The sequence below is a fragment of the Dokdonia pacifica genome, from assembly GCF_900188275.1.
Taxonomy (GTDB): Bacteria; Bacteroidota; Bacteroidia; order Flavobacteriales; family Flavobacteriaceae; genus Dokdonia; species Dokdonia pacifica.
In genome coordinates, this window is record NZ_FZNY01000005.1 from 404,558 (window position 1) to 430,408 (window position 25,851).

General features: G+C 34.0%; 23 protein-coding genes. 11 read left to right on the top strand and 12 right to left on the bottom strand.

Features of this window, described 5'->3' with window-relative positions:
* The first annotated feature begins 157 nt into the window (after positions 1–157).
* Positions 158–310, top strand: coding sequence for a hypothetical protein (locus CHB80_RS24715; protein WP_179218197.1), 153 nt, complete (start codon positions 158–160; stop codon positions 308–310).
* A 421-nt stretch (positions 311–731) separates the two neighbouring features.
* Here CHB80_RS24715 and CHB80_RS16415 read toward each other — a convergent pair whose 3' ends face one another.
* The 4 genes from CHB80_RS16415 to CHB80_RS16430 are packed head-to-tail and all read right to left on the bottom strand — an operon-like array spanning position 732 to position 6,135.
* Positions 732–2,570, bottom strand: a complete 1,839-nt coding sequence (locus tag CHB80_RS16415) for a CocE/NonD family hydrolase (RefSeq protein WP_089372585.1) — start codon at positions 2,568–2,570, stop codon at positions 732–734.
* A 6-nt stretch (positions 2,571–2,576) separates the two neighbouring features.
* A complete protein-coding gene (locus tag CHB80_RS16420) occupies positions 2,577–4,547 on the bottom strand; it encodes a protein-disulfide reductase DsbD family protein (RefSeq protein WP_229746943.1) in 1,971 nt (656 codons plus the stop codon).
* A 53-nt stretch (positions 4,548–4,600) separates the two neighbouring features.
* Positions 4,601–5,941: a tRNA lysidine(34) synthetase TilS gene (tilS, locus tag CHB80_RS16425; protein WP_089372586.1), complete on the bottom strand. Its 1,341-nt coding sequence runs from the start codon at positions 5,939–5,941 to the stop codon at positions 4,601–4,603.
* Positions 5,942–5,952: 11 nt separating this feature from the next.
* On the bottom strand, positions 5,953–6,135 hold the full coding sequence (locus CHB80_RS16430) for a CAL67264 family membrane protein (RefSeq protein WP_089372587.1): 183 nt from the start codon (positions 6,133–6,135) through the stop codon (positions 5,953–5,955).
* Between the two features lie 225 nt (positions 6,136–6,360).
* Between CHB80_RS16430 and CHB80_RS16435 the strand changes: the two genes are divergently transcribed.
* A complete protein-coding gene (locus tag CHB80_RS16435; protein WP_089372588.1) occupies positions 6,361–7,989 on the top strand; it encodes an acyl-CoA carboxylase subunit beta in 1,629 nt (542 codons plus the stop codon).
* 103 nt (positions 7,990–8,092) lie between these two features.
* On the opposite strand, the gene CHB80_RS16440 is transcribed toward CHB80_RS16435, so the two are convergent.
* Entirely contained in the window at positions 8,093–8,800 is a 708-nt protein-coding gene (locus tag CHB80_RS16440) for a hypothetical protein (protein ID WP_143337162.1), read from the bottom strand.
* 259 nt (positions 8,801–9,059) lie between these two features.
* On the opposite strand from CHB80_RS16440, the gene CHB80_RS16445 reads away from it, so the two are divergent.
* Both CHB80_RS16445 and CHB80_RS16450 read left to right on the top strand, forming a co-directional pair.
* A complete protein-coding gene (locus CHB80_RS16445) occupies positions 9,060–10,763 on the top strand; it encodes a M23 family metallopeptidase (protein WP_089372590.1) in 1,704 nt (567 codons plus the stop codon).
* A gap of 4 nt (positions 10,764–10,767) precedes the next feature.
* Complete coding sequence (locus tag CHB80_RS16450; protein WP_089372627.1) at positions 10,768–13,251, top strand: TonB-dependent receptor; 2,484 nt, start codon at positions 10,768–10,770, stop codon at positions 13,249–13,251.
* A 17-nt stretch (positions 13,252–13,268) separates the two neighbouring features.
* Here CHB80_RS16450 and CHB80_RS16455 read toward each other — a convergent pair whose 3' ends face one another.
* Together CHB80_RS16455 and CHB80_RS16460 are read right to left on the bottom strand one after the other, a co-directional pair.
* Entirely contained in the window at positions 13,269–13,793 is a 525-nt protein-coding gene (locus CHB80_RS16455; RefSeq protein ID WP_089372591.1) for a GNAT family N-acetyltransferase, read from the bottom strand.
* Positions 13,794–13,855: 62 nt separating this feature from the next.
* Positions 13,856–15,019: a cysteine desulfurase family protein gene (locus CHB80_RS16460; protein ID WP_089372592.1), complete on the bottom strand. Its 1,164-nt coding sequence runs from the start codon at positions 15,017–15,019 to the stop codon at positions 13,856–13,858.
* A gap of 104 nt (positions 15,020–15,123) precedes the next feature.
* Here CHB80_RS16460 and CHB80_RS16465 point away from each other — a divergent pair, with 104 nt between their 5' ends.
* Positions 15,124–16,053 carry a hypothetical protein gene (locus tag CHB80_RS16465; protein ID WP_089372593.1) on the top strand — a complete coding sequence of 310 codons (930 nt, stop codon included), beginning with the start codon at positions 15,124–15,126 and terminating at the stop codon, positions 16,051–16,053.
* Here the strand turns inward: CHB80_RS16465 and CHB80_RS16470 are convergent, their stop codons facing one another.
* Positions 16,054–16,614 carry a Smr/MutS family protein gene (locus CHB80_RS16470; protein WP_089372594.1) on the bottom strand — a complete coding sequence of 187 codons (561 nt, stop codon included), beginning with the start codon at positions 16,612–16,614 and terminating at the stop codon, positions 16,054–16,056. It abuts the gene before it with no gap.
* Between the two features lie 111 nt (positions 16,615–16,725).
* On the opposite strand from CHB80_RS16470, the gene CHB80_RS16475 reads away from it, so the two are divergent.
* The 5 genes from CHB80_RS16475 (at position 16,726) to CHB80_RS16495 (ending at position 20,443) form a co-directional block, all read left to right on the top strand.
* Positions 16,726–18,924: a T9SS type A sorting domain-containing protein gene (locus tag CHB80_RS16475; protein WP_089372595.1), complete on the top strand. Its 2,199-nt coding sequence runs from the start codon at positions 16,726–16,728 to the stop codon at positions 18,922–18,924.
* A 23-nt stretch (positions 18,925–18,947) separates the two neighbouring features.
* On the top strand, positions 18,948–19,211 hold the full coding sequence (locus tag CHB80_RS16480; protein WP_308489919.1) for a DUF2752 domain-containing protein: 264 nt from the start codon (positions 18,948–18,950) through the stop codon (positions 19,209–19,211).
* A gap of 27 nt (positions 19,212–19,238) precedes the next feature.
* Positions 19,239–19,583 (top strand): CCC motif membrane protein, encoded by a 345-nt coding sequence (locus CHB80_RS16485; protein WP_089372597.1) that lies wholly within the window; start codon positions 19,239–19,241, stop codon positions 19,581–19,583.
* Positions 19,584–19,707: 124 nt separating this feature from the next.
* The gene (locus CHB80_RS16490; RefSeq protein WP_218823094.1) at positions 19,708–20,019 is read left to right on the top strand and encodes a CD225/dispanin family protein; all 312 of its coding nucleotides are present in this window, start codon (positions 19,708–19,710) and stop codon (positions 20,017–20,019) included.
* Between the two features lie 64 nt (positions 20,020–20,083).
* Positions 20,084–20,443: a DUF2752 domain-containing protein gene (locus CHB80_RS16495; protein WP_218823095.1), complete on the top strand. Its 360-nt coding sequence runs from the start codon at positions 20,084–20,086 to the stop codon at positions 20,441–20,443.
* A 99-nt stretch (positions 20,444–20,542) separates the two neighbouring features.
* Here the strand turns inward: CHB80_RS16495 and rocD are convergent, their stop codons facing one another.
* The 4 genes from rocD to CHB80_RS16515 all read right to left on the bottom strand — a co-directional run bounded on the left by rocD (position 20,543) and on the right by CHB80_RS16515 (position 23,841).
* On the bottom strand, positions 20,543–21,823 hold the full coding sequence (rocD, locus tag CHB80_RS16500) for an ornithine--oxo-acid transaminase (protein WP_089372600.1): 1,281 nt from the start codon (positions 21,821–21,823) through the stop codon (positions 20,543–20,545).
* Positions 21,824–21,957: 134 nt separating this feature from the next.
* Positions 21,958–22,344, bottom strand: coding sequence for a DUF6768 family protein (locus tag CHB80_RS16505; protein WP_089372601.1), 387 nt, complete (start codon positions 22,342–22,344; stop codon positions 21,958–21,960).
* A 5-nt stretch (positions 22,345–22,349) separates the two neighbouring features.
* Positions 22,350–22,898 (bottom strand): RNA polymerase sigma factor, encoded by a 549-nt coding sequence (locus CHB80_RS16510; protein WP_089372602.1) that lies wholly within the window; start codon positions 22,896–22,898, stop codon positions 22,350–22,352.
* Positions 22,899–23,109: 211 nt separating this feature from the next.
* Positions 23,110–23,841, bottom strand: coding sequence for a hypothetical protein (locus tag CHB80_RS16515; protein ID WP_089372603.1), 732 nt, complete (start codon positions 23,839–23,841; stop codon positions 23,110–23,112).
* Between the two features lie 284 nt (positions 23,842–24,125).
* Here CHB80_RS16515 and CHB80_RS16520 point away from each other — a divergent pair, with 284 nt between their 5' ends.
* On the top strand, positions 24,126–25,829 hold the full coding sequence (locus CHB80_RS16520) for a helix-turn-helix domain-containing protein (protein ID WP_179218198.1): 1,704 nt from the start codon (positions 24,126–24,128) through the stop codon (positions 25,827–25,829).
* The last annotated feature ends 22 nt before the right edge of the window (positions 25,830–25,851 follow it).

The following is a 25,851-nucleotide window of genomic DNA, read 5'->3' on the forward strand; positions in this document are numbered from 1 at the left end:
ATATTGATATTCAATGCTTTCAATTAAATACGTTAACGAAAACGTTATCGTAAAAATTATCAAATTCGCAATATTTAGTAAGGGTTATTTAAGAAAGGTTTCAGAATAGAAAAAATAGAGAGATCTATCTTACACATTATACATAATAATTCCTGTTATGAATACATTTTCAAATGACGAAATTCATACAATGTTTTATGAAAATCCTATCATTCTAGTAGGAATTAATACTATACTCGTAATTCTCAAACAATCGGCAAATAGACATAAAATCAAGATGAAATACATTTGCATCTTAAAAAAAAGTTAACAAAAAAGAAAATACCCCCATTTTTCAGAAGAAAACTGAGCAAAAAAAATCAAAAAAGGGGGATTTACCCCTTTCCTAGCACATAAGTATCCTATACTTTTAACATAGAAAACAAATAAAGGTTTGTTTAGATTTAACAAATGGGGGATGTGACGTTTTTATTTGAGTGTTTAAAGACAATTTTAACGCACAATACCATTTAATTTAGGGGTGAAAGGCATCCCGCTTCTCTGCGGGATGTTTTTCTAAAAAAATCTAAACATCAATATATATAGTGCGCTTGCTACCTACGCACAAAACAATATAGGGGGTGAAAGGCATCTCGCGGCTTAGCGGGGTGTTTTTCCGTTTTAGGACATATCTAAAATAAAAAAGCGCACCTGGTAGGTGCGCTTTTTTATTTTAGTAAGATATCTTATTTCTATCTCAGAATACTAAATGAGATTCTAGAAGTATGAAACACAGTATGTGTTTCTTTTGTAAAGTCAGACTTCTTAGCTTCAAAAATATTATCTACATACGTTTGTGGATTCAAATCAATAAGCGGAAACCATGTACTTTGCACTTGAATCTGTATTTTATGACCTTTCTTAAAGGTATGTAACACATCTTGCAACTTGATGAAAACTTCTTCTTTTTTACCAGGTACAAATGCTTCTGGACGTTCCATGCTTCTTCTAAAGCGTCCTCTCATGACTTCGCTACGCACCATTTGATGGTAACCCGCCATTTGAACACCTTCTTCTGTCTCTTCTGTATTAGGTACATCATCTGGATACACATCAATGATTTTTACAATCCAATCTGCGGCAGTTCCAGTAGTAGCTACTTCTAGTTTTGCCATAATCTCCCCAGCGAGTGTCACCTCATCATCTAGTACAGGCGTTTCATATACTAATACATCATCCCTTTTAGCTGCAAATCGTTGATCATCACTCATATATTTACGAGGTGTAAACACCATTTTCTTCCCTTCGGCATACGGAACTGGATTTGCTGGATCACTCACAAAAGTTTCTGCTCCATTCTTAGTAGATGGGCTTCCAGACAACCTATTATTGTCATCTAAATAAAATGTAGCTCCCATTGTTGCTTTAGGTGGCCATACATCAAATGACTTCCACTCTTTCGTTCCAGTATCAAATATATGTGCTTCGGGTAATTGTGTCTCATTACCTCCCATTCCTTTTAAGAAGTGATTAAAGAATTTTGTCTCTAATTCTTTTTGAAAATAATCAGAGATATTATCTCCAAAATACACATTACCTACAGCTTGTCTTTTTCTATCACGTGCCCAATCTCCATGACTCCATGGTCCAAAAACAACGGTGTTATAATTATTGCTACGTTTTTCTATATTCTTATACGTTTCCCAAGGTCCATATAAATCTTCTGCATCAAAAAGACCTCCTACTGTCATAACAGCAGGTTTGATATTTTCTAGATGTTGAATAATCCCTCTAGATCTCCAAAACTCATCATAATTAGGATGCTCTTTTAATTGTGTCCAGAACTCATTAGTTTCATCATAATATGCATCTAGATTTGATAACGGTCCTGTCTTCAAAAAGAAGTCAAACTGATCGTCACTATCTAATTTTGGAAATTGGTACCATGCATCTGTAGTTGGGCCTTCTTTTTGATATCCAAATAAAGCAGTTGCTCTCCAGTAACTCAGTAAATAAGCTCCATTATGATGAAAGTCATCAAAAAAGAAATCTCCAATACAAGCCTGTGGTGAACTCGCTTTTAAAGCAGGGTGACCGCTTAATAAAGAATAGGTTGCATAAAAGCCAGGGTACGAAATTCCCCAAGTTCCAACATTCCCATTATTATTTTCTACGTTTTTCACTAGCCAATCTATCGTATCGTAGGTATCACTTGCTTCATCTACTTCATTACCTTCTTTATTAGGAATATAAGCGCGCATATTATCATACTTCCCTTCACTCATCCATCGCCCACGTACATCTTGGTATACAATAATATTTCCTTCTTCCATCATATACTTATTAGGCCCTATTTTAGAACGAAATTGTCCTTCCCCATAAGGTTTGCTACTATATGGTGTACGTTGCATTACAATAGGATACGTCTTTGAAGTATCCTTTGGAGAATAAATAGTCGTGTGGAGTTTTACGCCATCACGCATCACAATATCCACCTCTTGTTTATTGTAATGTGCTTTTACATCATAGGTTTCTTGTGCATACGCTTTCGCGAAAGCAAAAACAAATAGCAATACGAATAGTTTCTTCATTATATATTAATTATTATTAAATCGTGTTATTCCTTCTTTTAACCAAGCTAAATATTCCTCAATATCAGGAGTATAAGATACTGGCTTATTTAATTCTTTTTCGTCATGGTCTAGCAATACATAGTAAGGAGCGGCTAAAATACCATAACGTTCTATCTGAAAATTACTCCATTTATTTCCTACTGTTTTTATACGACGTCCTGAAGCACTAACGCCTTGTTCACTTTCTGGGAGTTCTTCTCTAGAGTCACCGTATAAAGAAATTAAAACAATATCATTACGTAAAACATTTAATACTTTAGGGTCTGACCATACGCGTTCTTCCATTCGTCTACAATTTATACAGGCATATCCCGTAAAATCTAAAAGAATCGTTTTATTTACCTTTTTTGCATAGGCAACTCCTGCATCATAATCTGTAAAAGATAATAAATCATGTGGCCCCAACTCTGCATGTTCTGGAATTTCTTCTTCTGAAGAAACGATAGAAGATTTACCACCTACACCATACGGAGATTCACTATTTTTCATAGGAGGAGGAAAACCACTTATCAATTTAAGAGGCGCTCCCCATAGACCCGGTATCATATATACTACAAGACTTAATGTAGTTAATCCAAGTAAAAGACGTCCTACCGAGATATGATTTAAATCACTATCATGAGGTAACTTTAATTTCCCGAATAGATATACCGTTAGCCCTATCATGATAGCAATAATGATCGCTAAGAATATTTCGCGCTCTAAAATATTAGTTTGTGCAACAAGATCTGCATTTGATAAAAATTTAAATGCCAATGCTAACTCTAAAAACCCTAATACTACTTTTACAGTATTCAGCCATCCACCTGATTTTGGTAATGAGTTTAACCAACCAGGAAACATCGCAAATAATGCAAATGGTAATGCTATAGCAGAAGAAAAACCTAACATACTTATGATAGGTGCTATTCCTCCTTTTGTTACAGATTCAACAAGAGCAGTTCCAACGATAGGTCCTGTACAAGAAAAAGAAACAATAGCCAATGCCAATGCCATAAAGAAAATACCGATCAACCCTCCTCGATCTGCTTGTCGATCTACTTTATTTGCCCATGATTGCGGTAACATAATTTCAAATGCTCCCAAAAATGAAATAGCAAATACTACGAGTAAAACAAAAAACGCAATATTAAAAGGGACACTTGTAGAAACCTCAACAATGGCAGTTTCTCCAAAAATAGCTGTCACTGCAAGTCCTAATACTACATATATAAGTATAATAGATAAGCCATATATAATGGCATTTTTAATTCCTTGCGCACGTGATTTGCTCTGTTTTGTAAAAAAGCTCACGGTCATGGGTATCATAGGAAATACACATGGTGTTAAGAGTGCTGTAAACCCACCTAAAAAAGATAGAAAAAATATGAGCCATAGCCCTTTTTTATCTTCATTTTGATCATCATCATCATCGTCTATTACCTTTTCTTTTTTAGCTGTATTTGTATCGGTTCCGTATTCCTGAAATGCAGTAAAATTATCAAAAATAACCACCTTGTTATTTACTAAGTCATGTACTACATTAAACTCTTGATTGATACAAACTTCTTTACAGGTTTGATGTTTTATTATCGATTTTACAAAGGGTGTATTTGGATCGTTAAGCGTAATCTTTTGAGATAATCGTCCTGTATCTTTCCAAAAAACCTCATCTACTCCAAAAATCTCGCTATACTCTCTATGAGTAGGACTTTCGACTGCGTTTCCTTCTAATATATAAGTGGCATTACTTTTAGGAAAAAACTCAAATCGCAAAGGATTTGGTCCATCTTCAGGAGTAAACTGGCTATATACATGCCAATCCTTTTCTATAACAACATTATAGTGTAAAATATATTCTGTATCTGAAATTTTTTCAATTTCTCCAGACCATTTCACAGGGTCAAACTTCTGACCACCTCCAAAGCCTTGTCTATCGCCAAACCCTTGAGCCATCGCAAGTGTTGCGGTAAGTATAAATACTCCGAGGAGTGTAAGCGTTTTACGCATCATATTGCATATGTTATTTTTAGTAGTTTTTTTGTATCCTCTTGCGCACTATATCTTCTATCAGAACGATACCCTAGTATCCAAATAATTCCTTTTTGGTCACATAACAACCAGGTATTTTCTTTGGCTACCAAAGATAGCTTTTCATCTTTAAAAAATTTACTCAATTTCTTTTTCCCTTGCATTCCTGAAGGATAAAAGAAATCACCTTCTTTCCAACGGCGTACAGTCATTGGAAATTGTACTTTAGAAAGGTCTACATATATCTCAGTATCTAAGACAGTTGCAATAGCATCTACCCCAGCAAATGACAACCTTCCATAATCGCCTTGATGTTCTTGTATGTCTTCCTTTATTAGAAAAGAAGTCGTTTTATTTCTTTCTTCTTTACGATAAGGGTAAAGTTGTAATGTGGTTCGGTCTTTTAGTAGTCGATGTGTATCCGAAAAAAGTTGTTTGCCCGATTGCGCTTCTAGTAAATGATACACATCTTCCCAAGCAGTAAATCCATAATCCTTATACAATACATAAAGTACAGCATGAGGAGTTGGATGCGCTTTTAATTTAGGAATGTCTACACAGATAGCACGAGGTCCTATTAAACTATCCAACGGATAGAAATATCGGTCCTTCAGTTCTTGCTCATATACATTTAATAAGCTCACCGATTGTTGTACATGCGTTACTGTTTTTTCTGCCGTGTGTAGTATATCTGGTCGTATTTTTTCTAGTTCAGGGATAACATGATGACGGATCGCATTACGTACATATGCATCAGAAGCATTACTACTATCTTCACGCCATGTAATTTGATGCGCTTGTGCATATTCATAAATACGCTTTCGCGAAAACGGTAACAGCAACCTCAACACATTCCCAGAAATAGCCGGTATTCCACTCAAACCATCTATTCCTGTACCTCGAGTTATATTAATCAGCAGTGTTTCTAGATTATCATTACTATGGTGTGCTGTCAGTATATAATCGTATCCTTCAGCGGCAGTGAGTTCTTTAAACCAAGTATACCTTAAATCGCGAGCTGCCATTTGGGTAGAGATGGTATGTTTTTTTGCGTAAGCGGATGTATCAAAACTCTTCTCGTAATACGAAAGCGTGTTTTCTGCAGCAAGCGCCTTTACAAAACGCGCATCTTCATCACTTTCTTCTCCTCGTAAGTTAAAATTACAGTGTGCAATCCCTATATCTAATCCAGATGATATACAAAGGTGTACCAAAACAGTACTGTCTAATCCTCCACTTACGGTAGCTAGTAATTTTGTATTCTCTGTGAGGAAAGGAAATTGTTTTTTTAGATGTGATTGAAACGCATCAAGGAGCATACTAAACGATCTTAAACTCTTCCTTTAAGGGCATTAAACACCCATGCAATGGCAAAAAAGCCAAAACCAACTGCGGCAAAGCCCCATCCGGCAACATCATCATATCTAAAAGCTCCTAAAGCAATAAGTGCTAGTCCAACTACAATCATTATAAAGGTAGCCCAAGCGAGCACCGTATTCTTATTCATTCCCATAGATTCAATTTAAGTTGTTCAGCAATTATAAGAATAATTGTCATAACAAGGGATCGAAATACAAATATCGACTAAATTTCATAAACGTGAGGAAGAGAAAGCTATAAGGTTTTCGTAAATTCGAACATTATTTTACGTCTTATCCATTTTAACAAAAAAATAAGGCGTTTTTAAAAACATTATTTTTAATATACCTACCTATATAAAAAAGCGTATTTCAGTACTATGGATATAAAATTCAATAAAAACGAAGATCATAATAAACTCTTACTTTCTGATTTAAAAAGAAAACTTGCAAAAGTAAAATTGGGTGGCGGTGAAAAGCGTATTGAAAAACATCATTCTAAAGGAAAACTAACGGCACGAGAACGAATAGACTACCTAGTAGACGATCCAAAAAAATGCATCGAAATAGGTGCTTTTGCTGGTGAAGGAATGTATGAAGAACATGGTGGCTGCCCTAGTGGTGGTGTGGTTATAAAAATTGGATACGTATCTGGAAAGCAATGTATTGTTGTTGCTAATGATGCTACTGTAAAAGCAGGCGCTTGGTTTCCAATCACTGGAAAGAAAAATTTACGAGCACAAGAAATTGCAATAGAAAATAAATTACCTATTATTTATCTTGTAGATAGTGCAGGAGTATATCTTCCTATGCAAGATGAAATCTTTCCAGACAAAGAGCATTTTGGGCGTATTTTTAGAAATAATGCTGTAATGAGCAGTATGGGTATTACTCAAATTTCTGCGGTTATGGGTAGTTGTGTTGCTGGAGGTGCCTACCTTCCTATCATGAGTGATGAAGCACTTATTGTAGATAAAACAGGGAGTATTTTTCTTGCTGGAAGTTACCTTGTAAAAGCGGCAATTGGTGAGACGATAGATAATGAAACATTAGGAGGTGCAACAACGCATTGTGAAATAAGCGGTGTAACAGATTACAAAGCAAAAGATGATAAGGATGCTTTGGATACCATTAAAAAATTAATGGATAAAATAGGAGATTATACAAAAGCAGGATATAACCGTAAAGAGGCTGCACTTCCTAAAGAAAATCCTGATGAAATTTTTGGTATTCTTCCAGCTTCCAGAGCCGATCAATATGATATGCGTGAAATCATCAAACGTCTTGTAGATCATTCTGAGTTTGATGAATATAAAGAAGGATATGGACAAAGTATTCTTACTGGATATGCTCGTATAGATGGTTGGGCTGTGGGTATAGTAGCAAATCAGCGTAAGTTGGTGAAAACTAAAAAAGGTGAAATGCAGTTTGGCGGTGTGATTTATTCTGATAGCGCCGATAAAGCAACTCGTTTTATAGCCAATTGTAATCAAAAGAAAATTCCATTGGTATTTTTACAAGATGTTACCGGATTTATGGTAGGTAGTAAAAGTGAGCATGGAGGTATTATAAAAGACGGTGCAAAAATGGTAAATGCAGTATCAAATAGTGTAGTGCCTAAGTTTACTATTGTTATTGGAAATTCCTATGGTGCTGGTAATTATGCCATGTGTGGTAAAGCTTATGATCCTAGACTTATAGCTGCTTGGCCAAGTGCAGAGCTTGCTGTGATGAGTGGTAATTCTGCAGCCAAAGTATTATTACAAATAGAAACGGCTTCTCTTAAAAAACAAGGAAAAGAAATTACTCCAGAAGTTGAAAAAGAATTATACGATAAGATCAAAGCACGTTATGACGAGCAAATCTCTCCGTATTATGCGGCTTCACGTATTTGGACAGATGGTGTTATAGATCCTAGAGATACAAGAAAATGGATTTCTATGGGAATTGAAGCTGCAGACCATGCTCCTATCGAAAAGCCTTTTAATTTAGGCGTTATTCAAGTTTAAATTCAGATTACTCGACAACATTACAAAAAGCCGTCTAATTAGAAATTAATAAGACGGCTTCTATAACTAAAAAGTAGTGGGTTAATAAATATAAAGTGGTGTTTTATGATCTTTCAAATTGTTGACCATCCAGAGTAAGAATATTCCCCGAAATTGACCAAGTACTTGTAAATGCTGAGGGTGGATCGTTTTGCTCTCCAACGCAACTACTTACATCTGTTGGTGTAATGGTTATACTATTTCCCGAAATCGTATAATTAAAATCTGTAATGATCCCTCCATTCATACAGATATCGTTACAATCTGCTTGAAAAACAGATCCGGAAGAACTTGAAGTGAAATTAAAGAAGTTTCCATCTCCATTAGCATTGGTACACTCTGTAGGTATTTGATTCCATCGACCTAAAATTTCATCTCCTCCTGTATTAGAGCTTGATCCCGATACAGTTGCAAAACTATTTATCGTATCCCAGCTTACAGTATCACCATCGTTTACTATACCGTTTGTAAGAACTCTAGTCAGTTCAAGATCAATAAAACTAGAAAGTTCAAGTGCAGTTCCTCCTCGGTCTAAAACAACTTCTACACTTCTTGTTTCTCCTCTTTCTAAATCAAATAAGTTTGCTGTTTCTTCTCCTCCTATATCATTGCCATCACTATCGCGAATTAAAGGAAACGAAACATCTTCATGTACAGAGTTCCATGTAAATATCAAGTCGATTGTTATTGGACCTGAATCGTCATCTGAACATGAATTAAACAAATTTGCACATATAAGTAGCACAAAAAATAAACTAATTTTTTTCATCATAATTAATTTTGAAGATTTAAAGGCGTAAAAATCGTAGTTGTAAAGAGTACTTAAAATACCCATTACTAGGCATTTTTATACATTAGAATTTATGGCCTATATTGTAAATCTTGACAGTTAGGAAAAGTATCAGTGTCCCAATAAAGTTTAAGGTATTTTAAAAGACTCCTTATAATATTTCGCGAAAGCGGACAACATCATACTAAAACATATATTTCTGAGTTTTAATTTAGAAAAGGTTTGTATACATTAGCAGTCTATGATTAAAAGGGGACTTCCAACTTATATTTTATATTTATTTTCTACGTTTTTTTGTTTTGCACAAACAGATATACCTACAGATTATTTTACAAATCCGTTAGAGATACCGCTTGTTATGGCGGGTACTTTTGGAGAACTACGAAGTAATCATTTCCATAGTGGATTGGATATTAAAACACAACGCAAGGAAGGGCTAAAAGTATACGCCACTGCAACGGGTTATGTAAGCCGAATTAAAATTTCTCACTACGGATATGGGAAAGCGCTCTACATACAACACCCGAATGGTTATACAACAGTATATGCACATCTCAAGAAATTTAGCCCAGAAATAGAAGCATATATAAAGGAGAAGCAGTATAAGAAAGAACGTTATGAAATTGAAGTGTTTCCTACCTCAGGTACTTTGACAGTTACTCAAGGAGACCTAATTGCTTATAGCGGAAATACAGGCGGTAGTGGCGGACCTCATCTACATTATGAAATTCGAGATGCTAATGCCAGACCTATGAATCCCTTTTTATTTGGGATTGATGTAGCAGATCATAAACCACCAAAAATCACAAAAGCATTTGCCTATCCATTAGATGAAAACTCTTATATAAATAGTGCTCAAAAACCTGTCGAACTTAGAGTAAGAATGCAAAAAGACAGCACCTATATTACTGAAAAAATCAAAGCCCAGGGAAATATAGGTTTTGGTATAAGTACCATAGATCAACAAGATGGTGCAACTAATAAAAATGGTATTTATCAAATTCAAACTACCGTAAACGGGGAAGAAAACTTCTTACTTTCCATGGATAAATTTTCTTTTGCCGAAACACGCTATCTCAATAGAATGATTGATTACGGACGTTATATCAAAAAGAGAAATAGGGTTCAGAAATTATTTATAGAAAAAAACAATCCGCTTAGTATTTATAAAAACCATGTAGATAATGGTGTTCTTACCATCAATGATAGCTTGTCTTATCAATATGGCATAAAAATAAAAGATTATGCAGGAAATGTGACAGCTATTAATGTTCCTATTGTTGGAAAAATAGATACACTAGCAACACCTAATCCACCTATTGCTACAGATAATTATGCCTATTCAGATCAGCCTTTTTCATTTACAGATGGTAAGTTTTCTGTTTATATTCCAAAAGGTGCTTTATATGATCATACATTTCTGAATCTAACATCAAGTTCTGATACACTTCATTTTCATAATGAAGAGACTCCTTTACACAAAAATGCTATTATCAGCTACGATCTTTCGGCTTACAGCGGAGAGGATAGAGAAAAACTATATTTAGGGAGATTGAACCGTAAGGGGAATGATATATATTATACGAGTACAAGAATTAAGGATAATGCACTCACAACTGCTACCAGAACTTTCGGAAAATATACCATAGGAATGGATAAAACCCCTCCAGTTATTACACCAAAGAATGTAGCTAATGGGAGGTGGATGTCTAAGTATCGCTACCTTAAATTTAAGATTGAAGATGCCAAAAGTGGCATAAGAGGATATCGTGCTACCGTAAATGGTAAATTTATCCTGATGGAATATGATTATAAAACTAATACCTTAGTACACGATTTTAATGATAATATCGTTACTGATACAGAAAATAACTTAAAACTAATCGTCACCGATAATGTAGGAAATAGTACTACATTTGAGACAACATTTTTTAGAAAAAAATAATCTCTTGAAAAAAAGATACTTCCTACCTGTACTCGCTTTCCTTTTTTGTCTGACAACATATAGTCAAACAGCTACCATAAGAGGAGTTTTATTAGATGAAAATCAAATCCCTGTCCCAGGAGCTAATATCACCTATGGAAATGACGGTGGAATTACCAATGACAATGGATTCTTCCAAATTGAAATTCCAGCAAATCAAGAAGTAACGGTTGTATTCTCTTATGTCGGGTTTAAAAATATCACACAAACGTTTAATCTACCTGCAAATGCTGATATAGAGTATAATCCTATTATAAAAACAGATATAGCACAATTAGGAGAAACGATTATTACATCAAATAGAAGAAGAGCTCGAGAACAAGGGGTTGTTACGATATCGCCAGAAGCCATTCGTAAATCAGTTGGGGCACAACCTGGAGTCGAAAGCCTACTAAAATCGCTTCCAAGTGCCAGTAGCACTAATGAATTAAGTACGAATTATAATGTACGTGGAGGAAACTTTGATGATAATCTAGTGTATGTAAATGAAATCGAGGTATATCGTCCTTTCTTAATACGTTCAGGACAACAAGAAGGATTCAGTTTTGTAAATAGTGACTTGACACAAAGTGTCTCTTTTAGCGCAGGAGGGTTTCAAGCAAAGTATGGTGATAAACTAGCATCTGTATTGGATATCTCTTATAGAAGACCTACAGGATTTGGCGCTAGTGTAAATGCGAGTCTTTTAGGAGCAACTGCATCTGTAGAAGGGGTTTCTAAAGATGGAAGACTTACAGCTATTACAGGACTTAGATATCGTAATAATGGGTTATTAGTTTCTTCAAGACAAACAGAAAGTAATATCAATCCTATTTTTGCAGATGCACAAACTTTTATAACCTATAAGTTTTCAAAGAAATTTCAGTTAGACTTCTTAGGTAATATTGCTATTAACGATTATGATTTTGAACCTTTAAATCGTCAAACAAATTTTGGAACACTTGCAGATCCTGTAACCCTATTAATATTATTTGACGGACAAGAGGAAGATAAGTACGAAACCTATTTTGGTGCCTTAAAAGCAACACAATTAGTCAATGAGAATTTAACCTTAAAACTTATTGGCTCTATTTATCACAGTCAAGAGCAAGAGTTTTTTGATATCCTTGCACAATACCGTTTAGGTACTCCTGATAATAATATCGGAAGTGAAGATTTGGGAGAAGTAGAGTTTACACAAGCTGCAGGAGGTCAATTTAGAAGTGCTCGTAACTTACTAGATGCATTATTTGTAAATGTAGAGCACAAGGGAGAATATGTAAAAGGCGAAGATCAAATAGATTGGGGAATTAAATATACTCATGAAGATATACGCGATCAATTACGTGAATATGAGATTATAGATTCTGCTGGCTTTGCGGTACGCCCTCCTATTCCTGATTTTGCAAATGATCAACCATTTACTCCTTTTGAAGGACCTATCGAACCTTTTACAAGTGTGCGTGCAAGAAATGATGTACAGATAGATCGTTTTTCTGGGTATGCACAATATACCAAACGTACCGATTGGGGGGATAATGAAGTATCATTTAATGTAGGTGTGAGAGCTCATCAATGGACCGTTAGCGGTCAAGGTCTAGAAAGCTCATCCCAAGCCGTTTTTAGCCCAAGAGCACAGTTTAGTATTAAACCAGATTGGGATCAAGATATGGTTTTTAGGCTTTCTGGAGGGGTCTATCAACAACCACCTTTGTATCGTGAATTACGAAATGCTATAGGTGAAGTGGTACCCAATGTAAAAGCCCAAAAATCTATCCATGCTGTTATTGGTCATGATTGGAGTTTCAATATGTGGGGAGGACAATTTAAATTGGTAAATGAAGCCTTTTATAAAGATCTTACCGATGTAAATACATTTACATTAGAAAATGTACGTATACGTTATCGAGCCAATAATAATGCTACTGCACGTATTTATGGTTTTGAATCTAGACTTAATGGAGAGTTTGTTCCCGGAACAGATAGCTGGATCAGTGTAGGATTACTTCGTGCCGAAGAAAATCAAGACAATAGAGGTTTTATAGCTAGACCAACAGATCAACGATTTAAAGCAGCGTTCCTTTTTCAAGATTATATTCCTACGGTGCCAAGTGCAAGATTATACCTTAATATGGTTTATCAAACAGGATTACCTGGAGGTACTCCTAGTAATGTAGATCCATATGATTTTGAAGACTTACCAAGATTACGTGATTTCTTTAGAGCAGATTTAGGAATCTCTTACGTGTTTACAGATGAAGAGAAAAGAAAGAAAAAAAACTATCCAAAAGGACACTGGTTATATCCATTTAAAGAATTAAGTGCTGGATTTGAAATCTACAATATCTTTGATAGATTAAACTCGATCACCAATACTTTTGTGAGAGATGCTAACTCTGGACAACAATTTGCAGTTCCTAACTTCTTAACTCCAAGAGTCTTTAATGTACGTGTAAATATGAGGTTCTAAGTAATTACTATTACTTATCATATCAATTTTTTACCCATTGCAAAAAAGTCAAAATGCTCTTCTCCTATGGTGAAGTCATGATTGCCTATGATATCAAATCCATTCTTTTTATAAAATTGGATAGCGCGTTCATTACTATTAAGAACAGATAACCAGATATACTCATAGTCTAATTCTTTTGCTTTAAGAAGTAATTGTTTTTGTAATTCGCGTCCAATTTTTAAAGAGATAAATTCTTTTAATACATAAATTTTCTGAAGTTGACAGATTACTGTAGTTTCTACAAATGAAGTAGGAGAATTTAATTTTAGTTTTGAATAACCTACAGCTTGCCCATCTATAAATGCCAGCCAAAAAATACTGGTAGCTTTACATAAACTTGTTTTAATTTTAGTTTCTGAAAATGTAGTTTCTAAATACTGATGAAGATCATTCGGGTTTCTAAAGAGGTGTCCAAAAGTTTCGGTAAATGTAATTTTCCCTAAATGAGAAATAGGTGTAGCATCATCTTGGGTAGCAATACGTATTTCTAGGCTGTTCATGAGTATGTATTCATTTTCGCGAAAGCGTAAAAATACAAACCTATACCAAAAAAATATCCTAGCTAGGCTAGGATATTTTCACTTTCAATATATTCTTTTAAGACGCCTACCACATAGTCGACTTCTTCTTTTGTATTATAAATAGAGAATGAAAAACGCAAACTTGGTTTCTTAAAATCTTCATCATTCAAGACTTGCTTAAGCACGTGAGATCCACCTGTGCTTCCGCTTTGACAGGCACTTCCTTTAGAACAGGCAATTCCCTTCATATCTAGTTGAAAAAGAAGCAACACCGCTTTTTCTTCTGCTATAGGAAGGCATACATTTAAAAGTGTATAGGTGCTTTTTTCTGAATGACCACAATTCCCATTCAACTTAACATTAGGAATCTCCTTTTGAAGCCTTTCGGCGAAATATGTTTTAATCCCCTTTACATATGCACTTTCTTCTTCCAGGTTTTTATATGACATATGAAGTGCTTCTTCAAGCCCTACAATATTGTGAACTGCTTCGGTACCTGCACGTAATCCTCGCTCTTGAGAGCCTCCAAAAATGAGCGGTTTTAACCCGCTATTTTTACGTACAAATGCAAAACCAATTCCCTTAGGCCCATGAAATTTATGTGCTGCTGCTGCTATAAAATCTACTGGAATCTCTTGTAAATCTAATTCATAATGCCCCACACTTTGTACCATATCTGAATGGACAAGTGCACCATGTGATTTACATAAGGTTGCAATAGCTTTAATATCGATCATATTACCGATCTCATTATTCACATGCATTAAGCTTACTAATGTTTTTACGTCACTAGCCTTTAGAAGTTCTTCTAAATGAGCTTCATCAGGAGTACCACATTCTTTAAGATTTACAAATTGTAAATCTATTTTATGGCATGTAGAAACTTCCTCGGCGGCATGAAGCACAGCATGATGCTCTATACGCGATGTAATAATGCGTCTAACCCCAAGGTCTCGAACAGCGCTATTAATAACTAAGTTATCTGCTTCTGTACCTCCAGATGTAAATACAATTTCTCCAGCTGTAACATTAAAAAGTTTGGCAATACGCTTACGTGCAGTTTCTATTTGGCTTTTAGCCGTGCGACCAAAAGCATGCGTAGAAGAAGGATTACCTGGCACGTCTCGCATAACTTCTGTCATGCGGTCTACTACTTCCTTTCTTATTTGGGTAGTAGCAGCGTTATCAAAATAAATAGAATTCATCAAACGTTGTAGTTTTGTTAAATAACAAATGTAAAGGAAATAAAATAATTTTTGTCATTACTTTGTTGCTTCCTTTCTACTATTTTTGTTTAAAATTCATTTTAATGAAAAAGTTTTTATCTGCTATTATAGCTATCTATTGTTTAACATCATGTGATGATGGTGATATTATAGTTACTTCTTTTGACTTTGAAGAGCAAACTTTAGAACGTTGTACAGATTTTGAGTCACAATTTGTATTCTTTAAAATCAATCCTGACAATAATGAAAGCATTGCATTGTCATTTACCACCACCGAGGATATCTTTGGTGCTGGTGATGGAATGGAAGCAACCAGAGAAACCTCCATACAGCTATCCGGAAACGACAATATAACGTATAGACGTTTTGATAATACAGTCACCAGTGATTATTTCTGTAATCCTATACCACCAGCTACACCTATAGTAGTTGAAGAATTTATAAGTGCCGATGGAGATATTACTGTATTTACAAGTGGCACCTATGCAGATAGTGATGGGATTCCATCAGATACAGAAGATCCAACAGGACTACAAGACACCGATGGCGATAGTATACCAGACATTCTAGATTTTGATGATGATGGAGATAATGTCCCAACTGCTCAAGAAGGTGTCGTTTTAAATGATGATGATACTATTAATACGGAACTAACACGTGATACCGATGGTGATGGTATTTTTGATTACCTAGATAATGATGATGATAATGATGGAGTATTAACGATAAATGAAGACGCAAATATGGATTTAGATCCTAGCAATGATAATTCAGATCCAGACAACGAATCTTTAGATGATTATCTTAATCCTGCTTTTACTGGTACCGTAAACACACAAGCTTTTAGAGAACATTCCTATTTCTTAAATGATATTATCATCACCATTAATACCCAAAATCTAGATTTTCGTAATCAAAACGGAGAAGAAGTAATACGTGATATACGTACTGTTATTTTTGGAGAGTTTACTGGAACACCTTCGGCTACTTTTACAACAACACCTACTTTCTAATTATTTTCGTTGTGCGTTCTGATAGACATAAACCTCAGTAGCACCCGCGCCATATTTTTGATAGTCGGCACTGTAAAATTTAATCCCATCATACCTGTTAAAGAGATAATATAGCTCATCTTTTAGCACACCCTCTCCTACTCCATGAATAAATACAATTTTAGGAATACGCTTTGATATCGCAAAAAGTAATTGTCGCTCTGCCGTATCTACTTGAAGGGTAAGAATATCATGATTGGTCATATGCCTATATGACTTCACCAATTTCTCAATATGCAAATCTACTTCCATAGGAGGCAAGTTGCGTTCCTTTGGTTTTACGCGAGCAGTTTTGGGTTTAACTTTAGGTTCCTTTTCTAGCCCTTTCTGATACGATACATCGATAAGTTTTTCTTTAATGGTGTTACTTATAGCAGGGATAATTTCGCTTTCGCGAAAGCGTATAATGAATCCATCTGTGGTTTCTATTGTAATGTATGGCATATCTATGGCGACTATAATGCCATCTAGATTATCATCTAGTACCTGAATTGACTGTCCTATTTCGAAGTTTTTGCTCAAAACTGTGTTTTTGAACGACAAAAATATACAAACTATCGAAAAGCTTAGCCCTGACAAGGAATTTGGGAAAAAAAAGTTAAATTTGTTTTTGAGTTTTTAAAGTAAAACATTATGAAAAACCTACTTATTGTAGCACTAACTGCCCTAAGTGTTACAGCAAACGCTCAGTTGTATGTACAACCTAGTGCAACTGATGCTTCGTATATTTATGTAAATGATACATTTATTTACGTAGACAAAGACGTAGAATTAGAAACGAATAATGTAACAGGTATCAACAATGTTGGTATTCCTAACATATTATTACGTAATCAATCGCAATTATTACAAGGAACTTCTACTGGCTCTGACGAGCTTAATAAAGGAACAGGTATTGTTTCTTTATATCAAGAAGGTACTACCAATCAATATGATTATAACTTATGGGCTTCGCCTGTAGGTCTATCTTATCTATCTTCTGGTTCTGTTACTCCAGATGGAAATGGCTTGTTTGCATTTCAACCGTCATTTGTTTCGGGAGGTGTAAGTATACCTCAGCAAGTATTTTATGTACCTGCAGGGTCAAACCCAGAGACAACAAGTAACCCTGCCTTAATAGGACCTAGTCTTAATGGTACTGCTGGCCCTAACTTATTAAATATCGCTTCTTTCTGGATTTATGGATATGAAGCAGGAAACGCTACTGCAGATTTCATCCCTGTACAAAGCACAGGTACATTACCTGCTGGTTTAGGATTTACTATGAAAGGTGTATCTGGAGTAGATGCTACAGATGCTGGTGATGGGGTAGCAAATAACTTAGGTGTATTAGGAGATGGTCTAGGACAACGTATTGATTTTAGAGGAAGACCTAATAGTGGTACAATTACTGCTAGAGTACTTCCAGATACACAAACAATCACTGGAAACCCATACCCTTCTGCATTAGACTTAAATTATTTCTTATTACTGAATTCAAACTCAGGTACTTTCACTACAGAAACCTTACCTAGTGGAAACACAGTAACTTTTACTGGTACAGATGTAACAGAGGGAGTAGCGTATTTTTGGGATAGTGACCCAACAGCACAAACACACTTTATAGAAGAGTATCAAGCTGGTTATGGAATGTATTCTCCAATGGGACTATTAGCAACAGATGGAATGTATGTAGCTGCTCAATTTCTAATGTATGATGAGGCAGGTAATCCTATTGTAGGATCTGAAACTGGTGTCGTTGGACTAGATTATGACAGAAGATTTTCTCCTATTGGACAAGGGTTTATGGTAACAGGATCTGCTACCCAAACAACAGATACTTTTACTTTTACAAATGATATGAGAATCTTTGTAAAAGAAGGAAATAATTCTGATTTTAGAAGTAGTGAAAACACTTCTGAAAATGAAGTTGTTGAAGCTATAGGTGTTGGTACTTATTATGAAGATATAAACAACTTTCCTACATTTTCTCAATTTAAAATCGGGATTAACATCAATGATACTTACGGTCGTGAACTTGGAGTAGGAATTCTTGATCATGCAACTAGAGGTTATGACGTTGCTATGGATGGTAAAGCTGCTGGAATATTAGAATCAGATGTTACTTTTTCAATTAATGAGGAAGAGCAATATGTAATCAATGCAGTTCCAGATGATGAATATCAAGCACTAACATTAGCAATAAACGCAGAAACAACTTCTGAATTTAGATTTATTGCTAGAGATGTAAGAGATTTTAATTACGAAGGAATCTTTTTATTTGATACTGTTTCTGAAACGTATTATGATATTCAAGAAGAAAGCGTTCTTTTACAACTACCAGCCGGAAACTACCCAAAAAGATTTGAAATTCGTTTTACAAGGGAAGTAGAAGAAGGAACTTCAATTCCGAATGACGATGATGATGATGAAACGAATGACGATGATGACGATGAAACTAATGACGATGATGACGATACTCAATGGGAAGAAGACACTCAATGGGAAGAAGAAGAGGAAGAAGAAGATACTACCACTAACACTAATGATGATGATGATGAAACATTAAGTGTAGATGAAGTTGTGATCTCAGAAAGTATATTAGAATCGTTTATAATTTTCCAAAATAATAACGCAAGCCAATTAGAAATAAGAAACCCTAATCGTATCGCATTAACTAATGTTATGTTATTTGATATGACTGGAAAACAAATATTCTTAGGAAAAGATTTAGGTGATCGTGATGTATTTACATTCCCAACTAGCAATTTAAGTGCGGGAATTTATATTGTCACATTCAGCACTGAAAACGGACTGACAAAGGCTCGTAAAATAAACGTAACTAACCGATAATAGCATTCCCTATGGAGGAATATATGCTACCATGCCTAAACAAAAAGTATCTTGGATATGAATGTATGGGTTGCGGAATACAACGCTCTGTAGCATTACTTCTAAAAGGTGAATTTATAGAAGCATTTTATATGTACCCAGGAATCTATCCTTTGATAGCGCTCCTGGGTTTTTTAATAGCCAATCATTTTTTTACTATTAAATATGCTAATAAAACTATTATTTTTTTAGCTATATTAACGGTCTCAACGATCATTATAAGTTATTTGATCAAAATTACGCACTAAATTAACTAATTAATCAAAACACAAATTATGGAACAACAAAAATTACCTAATGTAACGATATCACTTGTACTAGGAATTATATCTTTTATAGCATGTTGCTGTTCTTCTGGAATTGGAGGTGTTCTCTTTTCTGGAATAGCACTTTTCTTAGCAAATAAAGACAAGAAAACATTAGAAGCTAGTGGAGACCCATCTATATATACAAATGCTAGTCAATTAAATACGGCTAGAATTATTGCAATTATAGGGTTAGTAATAAGTGCTCTTATATTAATATGGTCTATCTATCAAATTATTGCAATTGGTGGATGGGAAGCATATATGGAGCAACAAAGACAAATGATGGAGGATTTAGGACTTCCTTCTTCTTAAAATACACTATTTGTATTAAATTATTAAAGGCAAATCGTATGATTTGCCTTTTTTTAGTATTATTTTTTTCATAATCAGAATATTCTTTTAAATTGAAAATTATATTCACGAAAACTAATAACTAATGGAAAACCAATCAACAATGACATCTGACAATATTCCTCAGAGACCAAATAACTATTTAATACTTGCTATTGTCACAACATTCTTATGTTGTAATATTACTGGTGTTGTAAGCATCATATATGCAGCTCAAGTAAATGCAAAATGGGAAGGCGGAAATTATGAAGGTGCCATAAGTGATTCTAAAAACGCAAAACTTTGGGGACTTATAGGTCTTATAGGCGGTTTTGTAATTATAGGAGTTATGATGCTTCTTTACGGCGCTATGATTTTTGCGGCAATAAACTCTGGAGGTAGCGGATACAATTATTAATAGAATCAAGAAATATAAATATATAAAATACGGGTATCTCTTACTAGGGGTACCTCTATTTTTTGTGGCGCGTTATTATTATAATAACGACCCCGAAGTTGCTAGTGGCGAAGGGATTTTTCCTAGATGTATTTTTAATCTGGCTACAGGATTTCATTGCCCCGGATGCGGAAGCCAAAGAGCAACGCATGACTTGTTACATTTTCGTATTGGAGAAGCTCTTAAGCATAACATAGTTATTGTACTTATTGCGATCATTATGATCTCAAAAGTATATGCGTTTCTCTCAAAAAAATACTTTTCAAAATATTATTACAATCTAGGGCATAAGTCATACTTTACTTATATAGTCGTTGGTATTGTATTTCTATATTGGATTCTTCGCAATATCCCCTATGAGCCATTCGTACATCTAGCACCATAAATAATGGTGCTATAACGTATAGTATACGCTTTCGCGAAAGCGTAAAAAAACCGTCTACAATAATGCAGACGGTCATTTATAATTTATAGAAACCTATGTTTACTTTTCAAAAGCTTTTAATGTTTTTGTAATAATAGAAACACAGTCCAATAATTGCTCTTCATTCATTACCAAAGGTGGCGCAAAACGAATAATATTTCCGTGAGTAGGTTTTGCTAATAATCCATTATCTCGTAATGACATACAGATATCCCAAGCAGTCGAGCTATCTTCTGTATCATTAATTAGTATTGCATTGAGTAATCCTCTCCCTCTCACTAGATTTACAATAGTACTATTTTCTATATACTCATTCATTTTTTCTCTAAAGAGATTTCCAAGAGTTCTAGCATTTTGAGCAAGGTGTTCATCCTTTACTACTTCTAATGCTTCTGTTGCTACTGCTCCAGCAATTGGATTTCCTCCAAAAGTACTTCCGTGTTGTCCTGGTTTAATTACCTCCATAATAGGGTCATTTGCAAGTACTGCAGACACAGGATAAGCGCCACCTGAAAGTGCTTTTCCTAAGATTAAAATATCTGGTGTCGCATAGCTCTCTTGCTTTTCACAATGTCCTTCACAAGTACAGTTTCCACAAACAGCGAGTAAAGCTCCTGTACGTGCAATACCTGTTTGAATCTCATCTGCAATAAATAATACATTATGTTCATTACATAATGCTTGTGCTTTACGCATATAATCATCATTTGGTGTATACACTCCTGCTTCTCCTTGAATAGGCTCTACCAAGAAGCCTGCAATTGTTTTACTTGATTTTAATGCCTCTTCTAATGCATGCACATCATCATATTCGATTTTAATAAATCCTGGTGTATAAGGGCCAAAATTTTTACGCGCATCTTCGTCATTTGAAAAAGAAATAATCGTGGTGGTACGCCCATGAAAATTATTAGAACATACAATAATTTGAGCCTCATGTTCTGCGACTCCTTTCTTTTCATATGCCCATTTTCTTGCAAGCTTAATAGCTGTTTCTACAGCCTCAGCTCCAGTATTCATTGGGAGTACTTTATCAAACCCAAAATACTCAGTCACATACTTTTCATAAGGTCCTAATGTATCGTTATAAAATGCACGAGATGTAAGGGTAAGTGTTTTTGCTTGTTCTGTCATTGCATTTACAATGCGAGGGTGACAATGCCCTTGATTTACTGCAGAATAAGCCGATAAAAAATCATAATATCGCTTTCCTTCTGCATCCCAAACATATACACCTTCTCCTCTACTTAATACGACGGGAAGTGGGTGATAATTGTGAGCTCCATATTTGTCTTCTAATGCAATTGCCTCTTGTGACGAAAGTTGATCAACTGTTGCCATAATCTAAAAAAATTTAAAATTAAAAAAACGCAATTCCTGCTGTACCTTTATCCTTTCGAAAGCTCGAAAATTCAGCGTAGGAGAGAAATCATCCTTAGAGTTTGCAATTTAATAAAATTAAGTGTTGAAAAAAATCATTCATGCAATTTTGACGAGAGTGTTGAAACTTGTAATTCTAATCGCTTTAATTCTCTTATAATACTATTCTTATCCATCTGCATCCATATATAAAGCTTGAGCATAGAGAGCATTAACATACAAAAAACTCCAGCAACTGCCCATTTAATAAGTTCATTAGTTACATCTGTTTTAAAAAAATGTATGATACAATACACAAAAAAACCTAATACAATAACATTTACAATATTCATCATAATAACAATCCATTTATTCTTTCCCATAAATACCCCTCCAAACATTTGTAATAAGTTTTGCTCATCTAAATCATCATAAAACTTTGCTTCTTCTTCTGTTAAGGCTTCTTTTATCAACTGGTCTATCTCTTCATATTCTTTTCTCATAATTTCTAGTTTTTAAGTATTGTTTTTAATTTCTCTCTTGCGTAATAAAGTCGTGACTTTACAGTTCCTTTTGAAATGTGTAGAATCTCACTTATTTCAATTAAACCATAAGATTCTATATAAAATAACTTTAATACACTTTGTTGTTCTTTAGAAAGTGATGCGATAGCCCGTCTGAGTTTTTCTTTAACGAGTAGATTTTCTGGAATAGCTGTTTCTTCTACTATTGACGTATTATTTTTTGAGGTAATCTCTTGTTTCTTATCAAGAGTTCTTTTATTTTTTCGATACCAATCAATCGATTTTTTAGTCACTATAGATAGTCCCCAAGCACCAAATTTATCAGGATGCTCTAGTGTATGGATATTCTTCAATATGGTAATCCATGCATCTTGCGCGATATCTTTGGCAATATCAAAATCATTAGCATAGCTGTAGGCTTGTTTACAGAATTTCCTGTGCCACCTTTTTACAAGTACAGCCATGGCACTTTTATGACCTTCACAATAACGAATTACGAACCAAGCGTCTTCTATTTTTCTAGATGATTTCATATCACTTTCTATACTATAGACGACAGGATTTTAAATAGGTTCATTTTTAAGAGAGCTATTTTATAATGTTAAGGTAGGAATATTAAAATATACGCTTTCGCGAAAGCGTATACAAATACAATACATAAAGATGAAGATTATCTTTAAAAAGAAAAGCCTTCCTGAAAAATCAGGAAGGCTTTTTATTGCAACAATAACTAATAAATACGTATTAGTCCTTTTCCTTTTCTGCAAGCTTAGAAGCAAATCCTCCAACAGCTACTCCAGCTCCGAAAGGGTTAACATCAAATCCGTTACCATTATTATTATTATAAGCTAATGAACCCGTAAAGCCACCTATAAAACCACCTACATCAGCCCAGAACTTACCTTTAGCTCTTGATGCTCTACCCCCTTGCTCATGATGATCCCAAAACAGATAAGAATGTTTTGCAAGTGAAATTGCACCTAAAAGTGTATTTCTTGAATCAACGCTCAATTGCTCATCACTTAGTACTCTACCTACTATTTCTTCAGTATTTGCGATAAATTCATCATTAGAAGTTCCAGATGATAAAACCAATTCAAGATCACCTAAATATGCTTTCTCACGATCTTCAATATATCCTTCTACCCAGATATGAGTATAGTAGTTATATCCATCTCCAGCTATTGAATTTATATCTATTCCTAATGGTTCTAATTGCCCAAAACTAGCAGAATCTTCACCCATTACATCAGATAAATACATTACCATACCTTCATACGTATCGTCTCTTGTTTCTATAGCATTAGCTAGTGCTAGGTTATGTAACTCTCCAATATATTCTAATGGGTTTGCACTATTAGATCTATTGAAACTTGTATCTAATGTAAGATTTTGTTCATCTTTAATGTTTGTATCGTCCTGAGTACAACTTGAAAACGAGACAACAGCCAACATTACTATAAATATTTTTTTCATTTGTTTTATTTTGATTTTCACCTACTCATACGCTTTTCGGAAACCGCGACTTTATCTTAAGTATAAGTGATACTTTAAAAATTTTCGAAAATCATTTTTGTTCTGAACACTTCAAATATTCTGTGATTTAGTGAAATCTACAAGCATATCATATCTTGATTACAAAATCAAGAGTCTCTGTTTTTAAAATCAAGAGTTGTTTAAAAAGAGTTATTTTTATATTCTATTTAACTCAAAATAAAGAGATAAGAATTATGTGCTTATTTCTAACTAAGCCCTCCTATATGATCCTAAGAAAGGTTTTTATCTTTATAAGTATTATCATTTTTATAACTACTTCCCAAGCCCAGGAAGAGTTTCAGGAACAAATAGAAAAACTAGACTTTAAAACAATTTATTCAAGGTTTGAAACATACTATAATGATTTAGATTCTATAAATGCATTACGGTATGCTGAAGCTTATTATATCAAAGCAAGAAAGACAAAAGATACTAACCATATTGCAGATGGGTATTACTACAGAGCCTTAATTGATAAAGAATATAAAAGTCTTCATCTATATGATTCCATTATATCACTAACATCAGATGTAAAGAAAAGTAATTATCCTACTATAGCTTATCTTCAAAAAGGGTATTACTTTGTTAGTACATATCAATATGATAAAGCATTAGAAAATTTTATTCAAGCTAGCATAAAAAATCATGGTAAGAACAAAGAAAATCTAGCTTTACGTATCAATATAAGTATAACTGAGTTGCAAATAAGAATTGAGGAAAACAATAAAGCTCTAACTACTCTTAAAAAAATTTGGAAAGAAACTGTTGATGTAAATTATAAAACTAAAAATCCTGATATATATAATGAAATACTATTTGGACTAGCCAATGCAAATAGAAAACTACATCATATTGATACTTCTAATACATATATAAACCTAGGACTTCTTACTAATGATACTAAGAATAAAGAAAGTAATTATTACTATTATTTTTTACTACTTAAAGGCATTAATGAGCTAAGTAATGATTTTAATGGAAATATACCTCCAAAATTAAAGACCGCAATAAACTATATGAATCGTGTAAACTTTAAAGAAAATATAGCTTTAGCATATCATTATATAGGAGAAGCGTATCATAAAAAAGGAGAAGAAGAAAAAGCATTACAATACTTTTTTAAAGTTGATTCTCTCACTGAAAAATCAGCTTCTATTTTACCAGAAACACTAGGTTCTTATAATTATATAAGGGATTATTACAAAAAAAGTAAAGATGTTGTTAATGAACTTATTTATGTAAAAAAAATTATAGCCTTTGATAGTATTCTAGATATAAACTATAAATCCATAAATAATAAAATTAGAGATAAATATGAATTACCTACCCTAATAGAAAAATACAATCAAGATTTTGCCACTTTAGAAAAGCAAAACTCAAAGTCTAATACATTAGTGATTATTTTATATAGCATAAGTAGCATCACATTTATTGTTTTATTCTATGTACTCTTTCAAAGAAATAAATACAAAAGACGTTTCAAGCAATTACAGGAATCCAGTTTGAATAAAAGATTAAAGAAAACATCATCTAAAGAAAAACCAGATTTACCAGAAAAAGTATTTATTAAAGTAAAGAATTGTTTAGATGCATTTGAAAAAGAGCAACAGTTCTTAAATCACGCTATGAATTCTGAAAAACTAGCACAACAAATAGGAACCAACAGGCCATATTTTGCAAAGGCATTTAATTACTATAAAAACGAAAGTTTTAATGTTTATTTGCGTAACCTTCGCCTTAATTATGCTCTAGAGCGATTAAGAGACGATCATATATTTAGAAAATACACCATTAAAACAATTGCAAACGAGTCAGGATTTGGCAACTCAGAATCTTTTTCTAAATACTTTTTTAAAGCATATGGCATTTACCCATCTTTCTACATAAAGTCTCTCAACAATGAAAACCAGAGATCTAATAGATCATAGATTATAGATTATAGCTCTATAT

Bases quoted from the DNA above. Each gene is read 5' to 3' on its own strand.
- CHB80_RS16420 (WP_229746943.1), bottom strand. From the start codon at position 4,547: ATGGCTCAAGGGTTTGGCGATAGACAAGGCTTTGGAGGTGGTCAGAAG.
- tilS (WP_089372586.1), bottom strand. From the start codon at position 5,941: ATGCTCCTTGATGCGTTTCAATCACATCTAAAAAAACAATTTCCTTTC.
- CHB80_RS16485 (WP_089372597.1), top strand. From the start codon at position 19,239: ATGGAACAACAAAAATTACCTAATGTAACGATATCACTTGTACTAGGA.
- CHB80_RS16520 (WP_179218198.1), top strand. From the start codon at position 24,126: ATGATCCTAAGAAAGGTTTTTATCTTTATAAGTATTATCATTTTTATA.
- CHB80_RS16475 (WP_089372595.1), top strand. From the start codon at position 16,726: ATGAAAAACCTACTTATTGTAGCACTAACTGCCCTAAGTGTTACAGCA.
- CHB80_RS16445 (WP_089372590.1), top strand. From the start codon at position 9,060: ATGATTAAAAGGGGACTTCCAACTTATATTTTATATTTATTTTCTACG.
- rocD (WP_089372600.1), bottom strand. From the start codon at position 21,823: ATGGCAACAGTTGATCAACTTTCGTCACAAGAGGCAATTGCATTAGAA.
- CHB80_RS16440 (WP_143337162.1), bottom strand. From the start codon at position 8,800: ATGATGAAAAAAATTAGTTTATTTTTTGTGCTACTTATATGTGCAAAT.
- CHB80_RS16490 (WP_218823094.1), top strand. From the start codon at position 19,708: ATGGAAAACCAATCAACAATGACATCTGACAATATTCCTCAGAGACCA.
- CHB80_RS24715 (WP_179218197.1), top strand. From the start codon at position 158: ATGAATACATTTTCAAATGACGAAATTCATACAATGTTTTATGAAAAT.
- CHB80_RS16430 (WP_089372587.1), bottom strand. From the start codon at position 6,135: ATGGGAATGAATAAGAATACGGTGCTCGCTTGGGCTACCTTTATAATG.
- CHB80_RS16460 (WP_089372592.1), bottom strand. From the start codon at position 15,019: ATGAATTCTATTTATTTTGATAACGCTGCTACTACCCAAATAAGAAAG.
- CHB80_RS16465 (WP_089372593.1), top strand. From the start codon at position 15,124: ATGAAAAAGTTTTTATCTGCTATTATAGCTATCTATTGTTTAACATCA.
- CHB80_RS16435 (WP_089372588.1), top strand. From the start codon at position 6,361: ATGGATATAAAATTCAATAAAAACGAAGATCATAATAAACTCTTACTT.
- CHB80_RS16510 (WP_089372602.1), bottom strand. From the start codon at position 22,898: ATGAAATCATCTAGAAAAATAGAAGACGCTTGGTTCGTAATTCGTTAT.
- CHB80_RS16415 (WP_089372585.1), bottom strand. From the start codon at position 2,570: ATGAAGAAACTATTCGTATTGCTATTTGTTTTTGCTTTCGCGAAAGCG.
- CHB80_RS16505 (WP_089372601.1), bottom strand. From the start codon at position 22,344: ATGAGAAAAGAATATGAAGAGATAGACCAGTTGATAAAAGAAGCCTTA.
- CHB80_RS16480 (WP_308489919.1), top strand. From the start codon at position 18,948: ATGCTACCATGCCTAAACAAAAAGTATCTTGGATATGAATGTATGGGT.
- CHB80_RS16515 (WP_089372603.1), bottom strand. From the start codon at position 23,841: ATGAAAAAAATATTTATAGTAATGTTGGCTGTTGTCTCGTTTTCAAGT.
- CHB80_RS16455 (WP_089372591.1), bottom strand. From the start codon at position 13,793: ATGAACAGCCTAGAAATACGTATTGCTACCCAAGATGATGCTACACCT.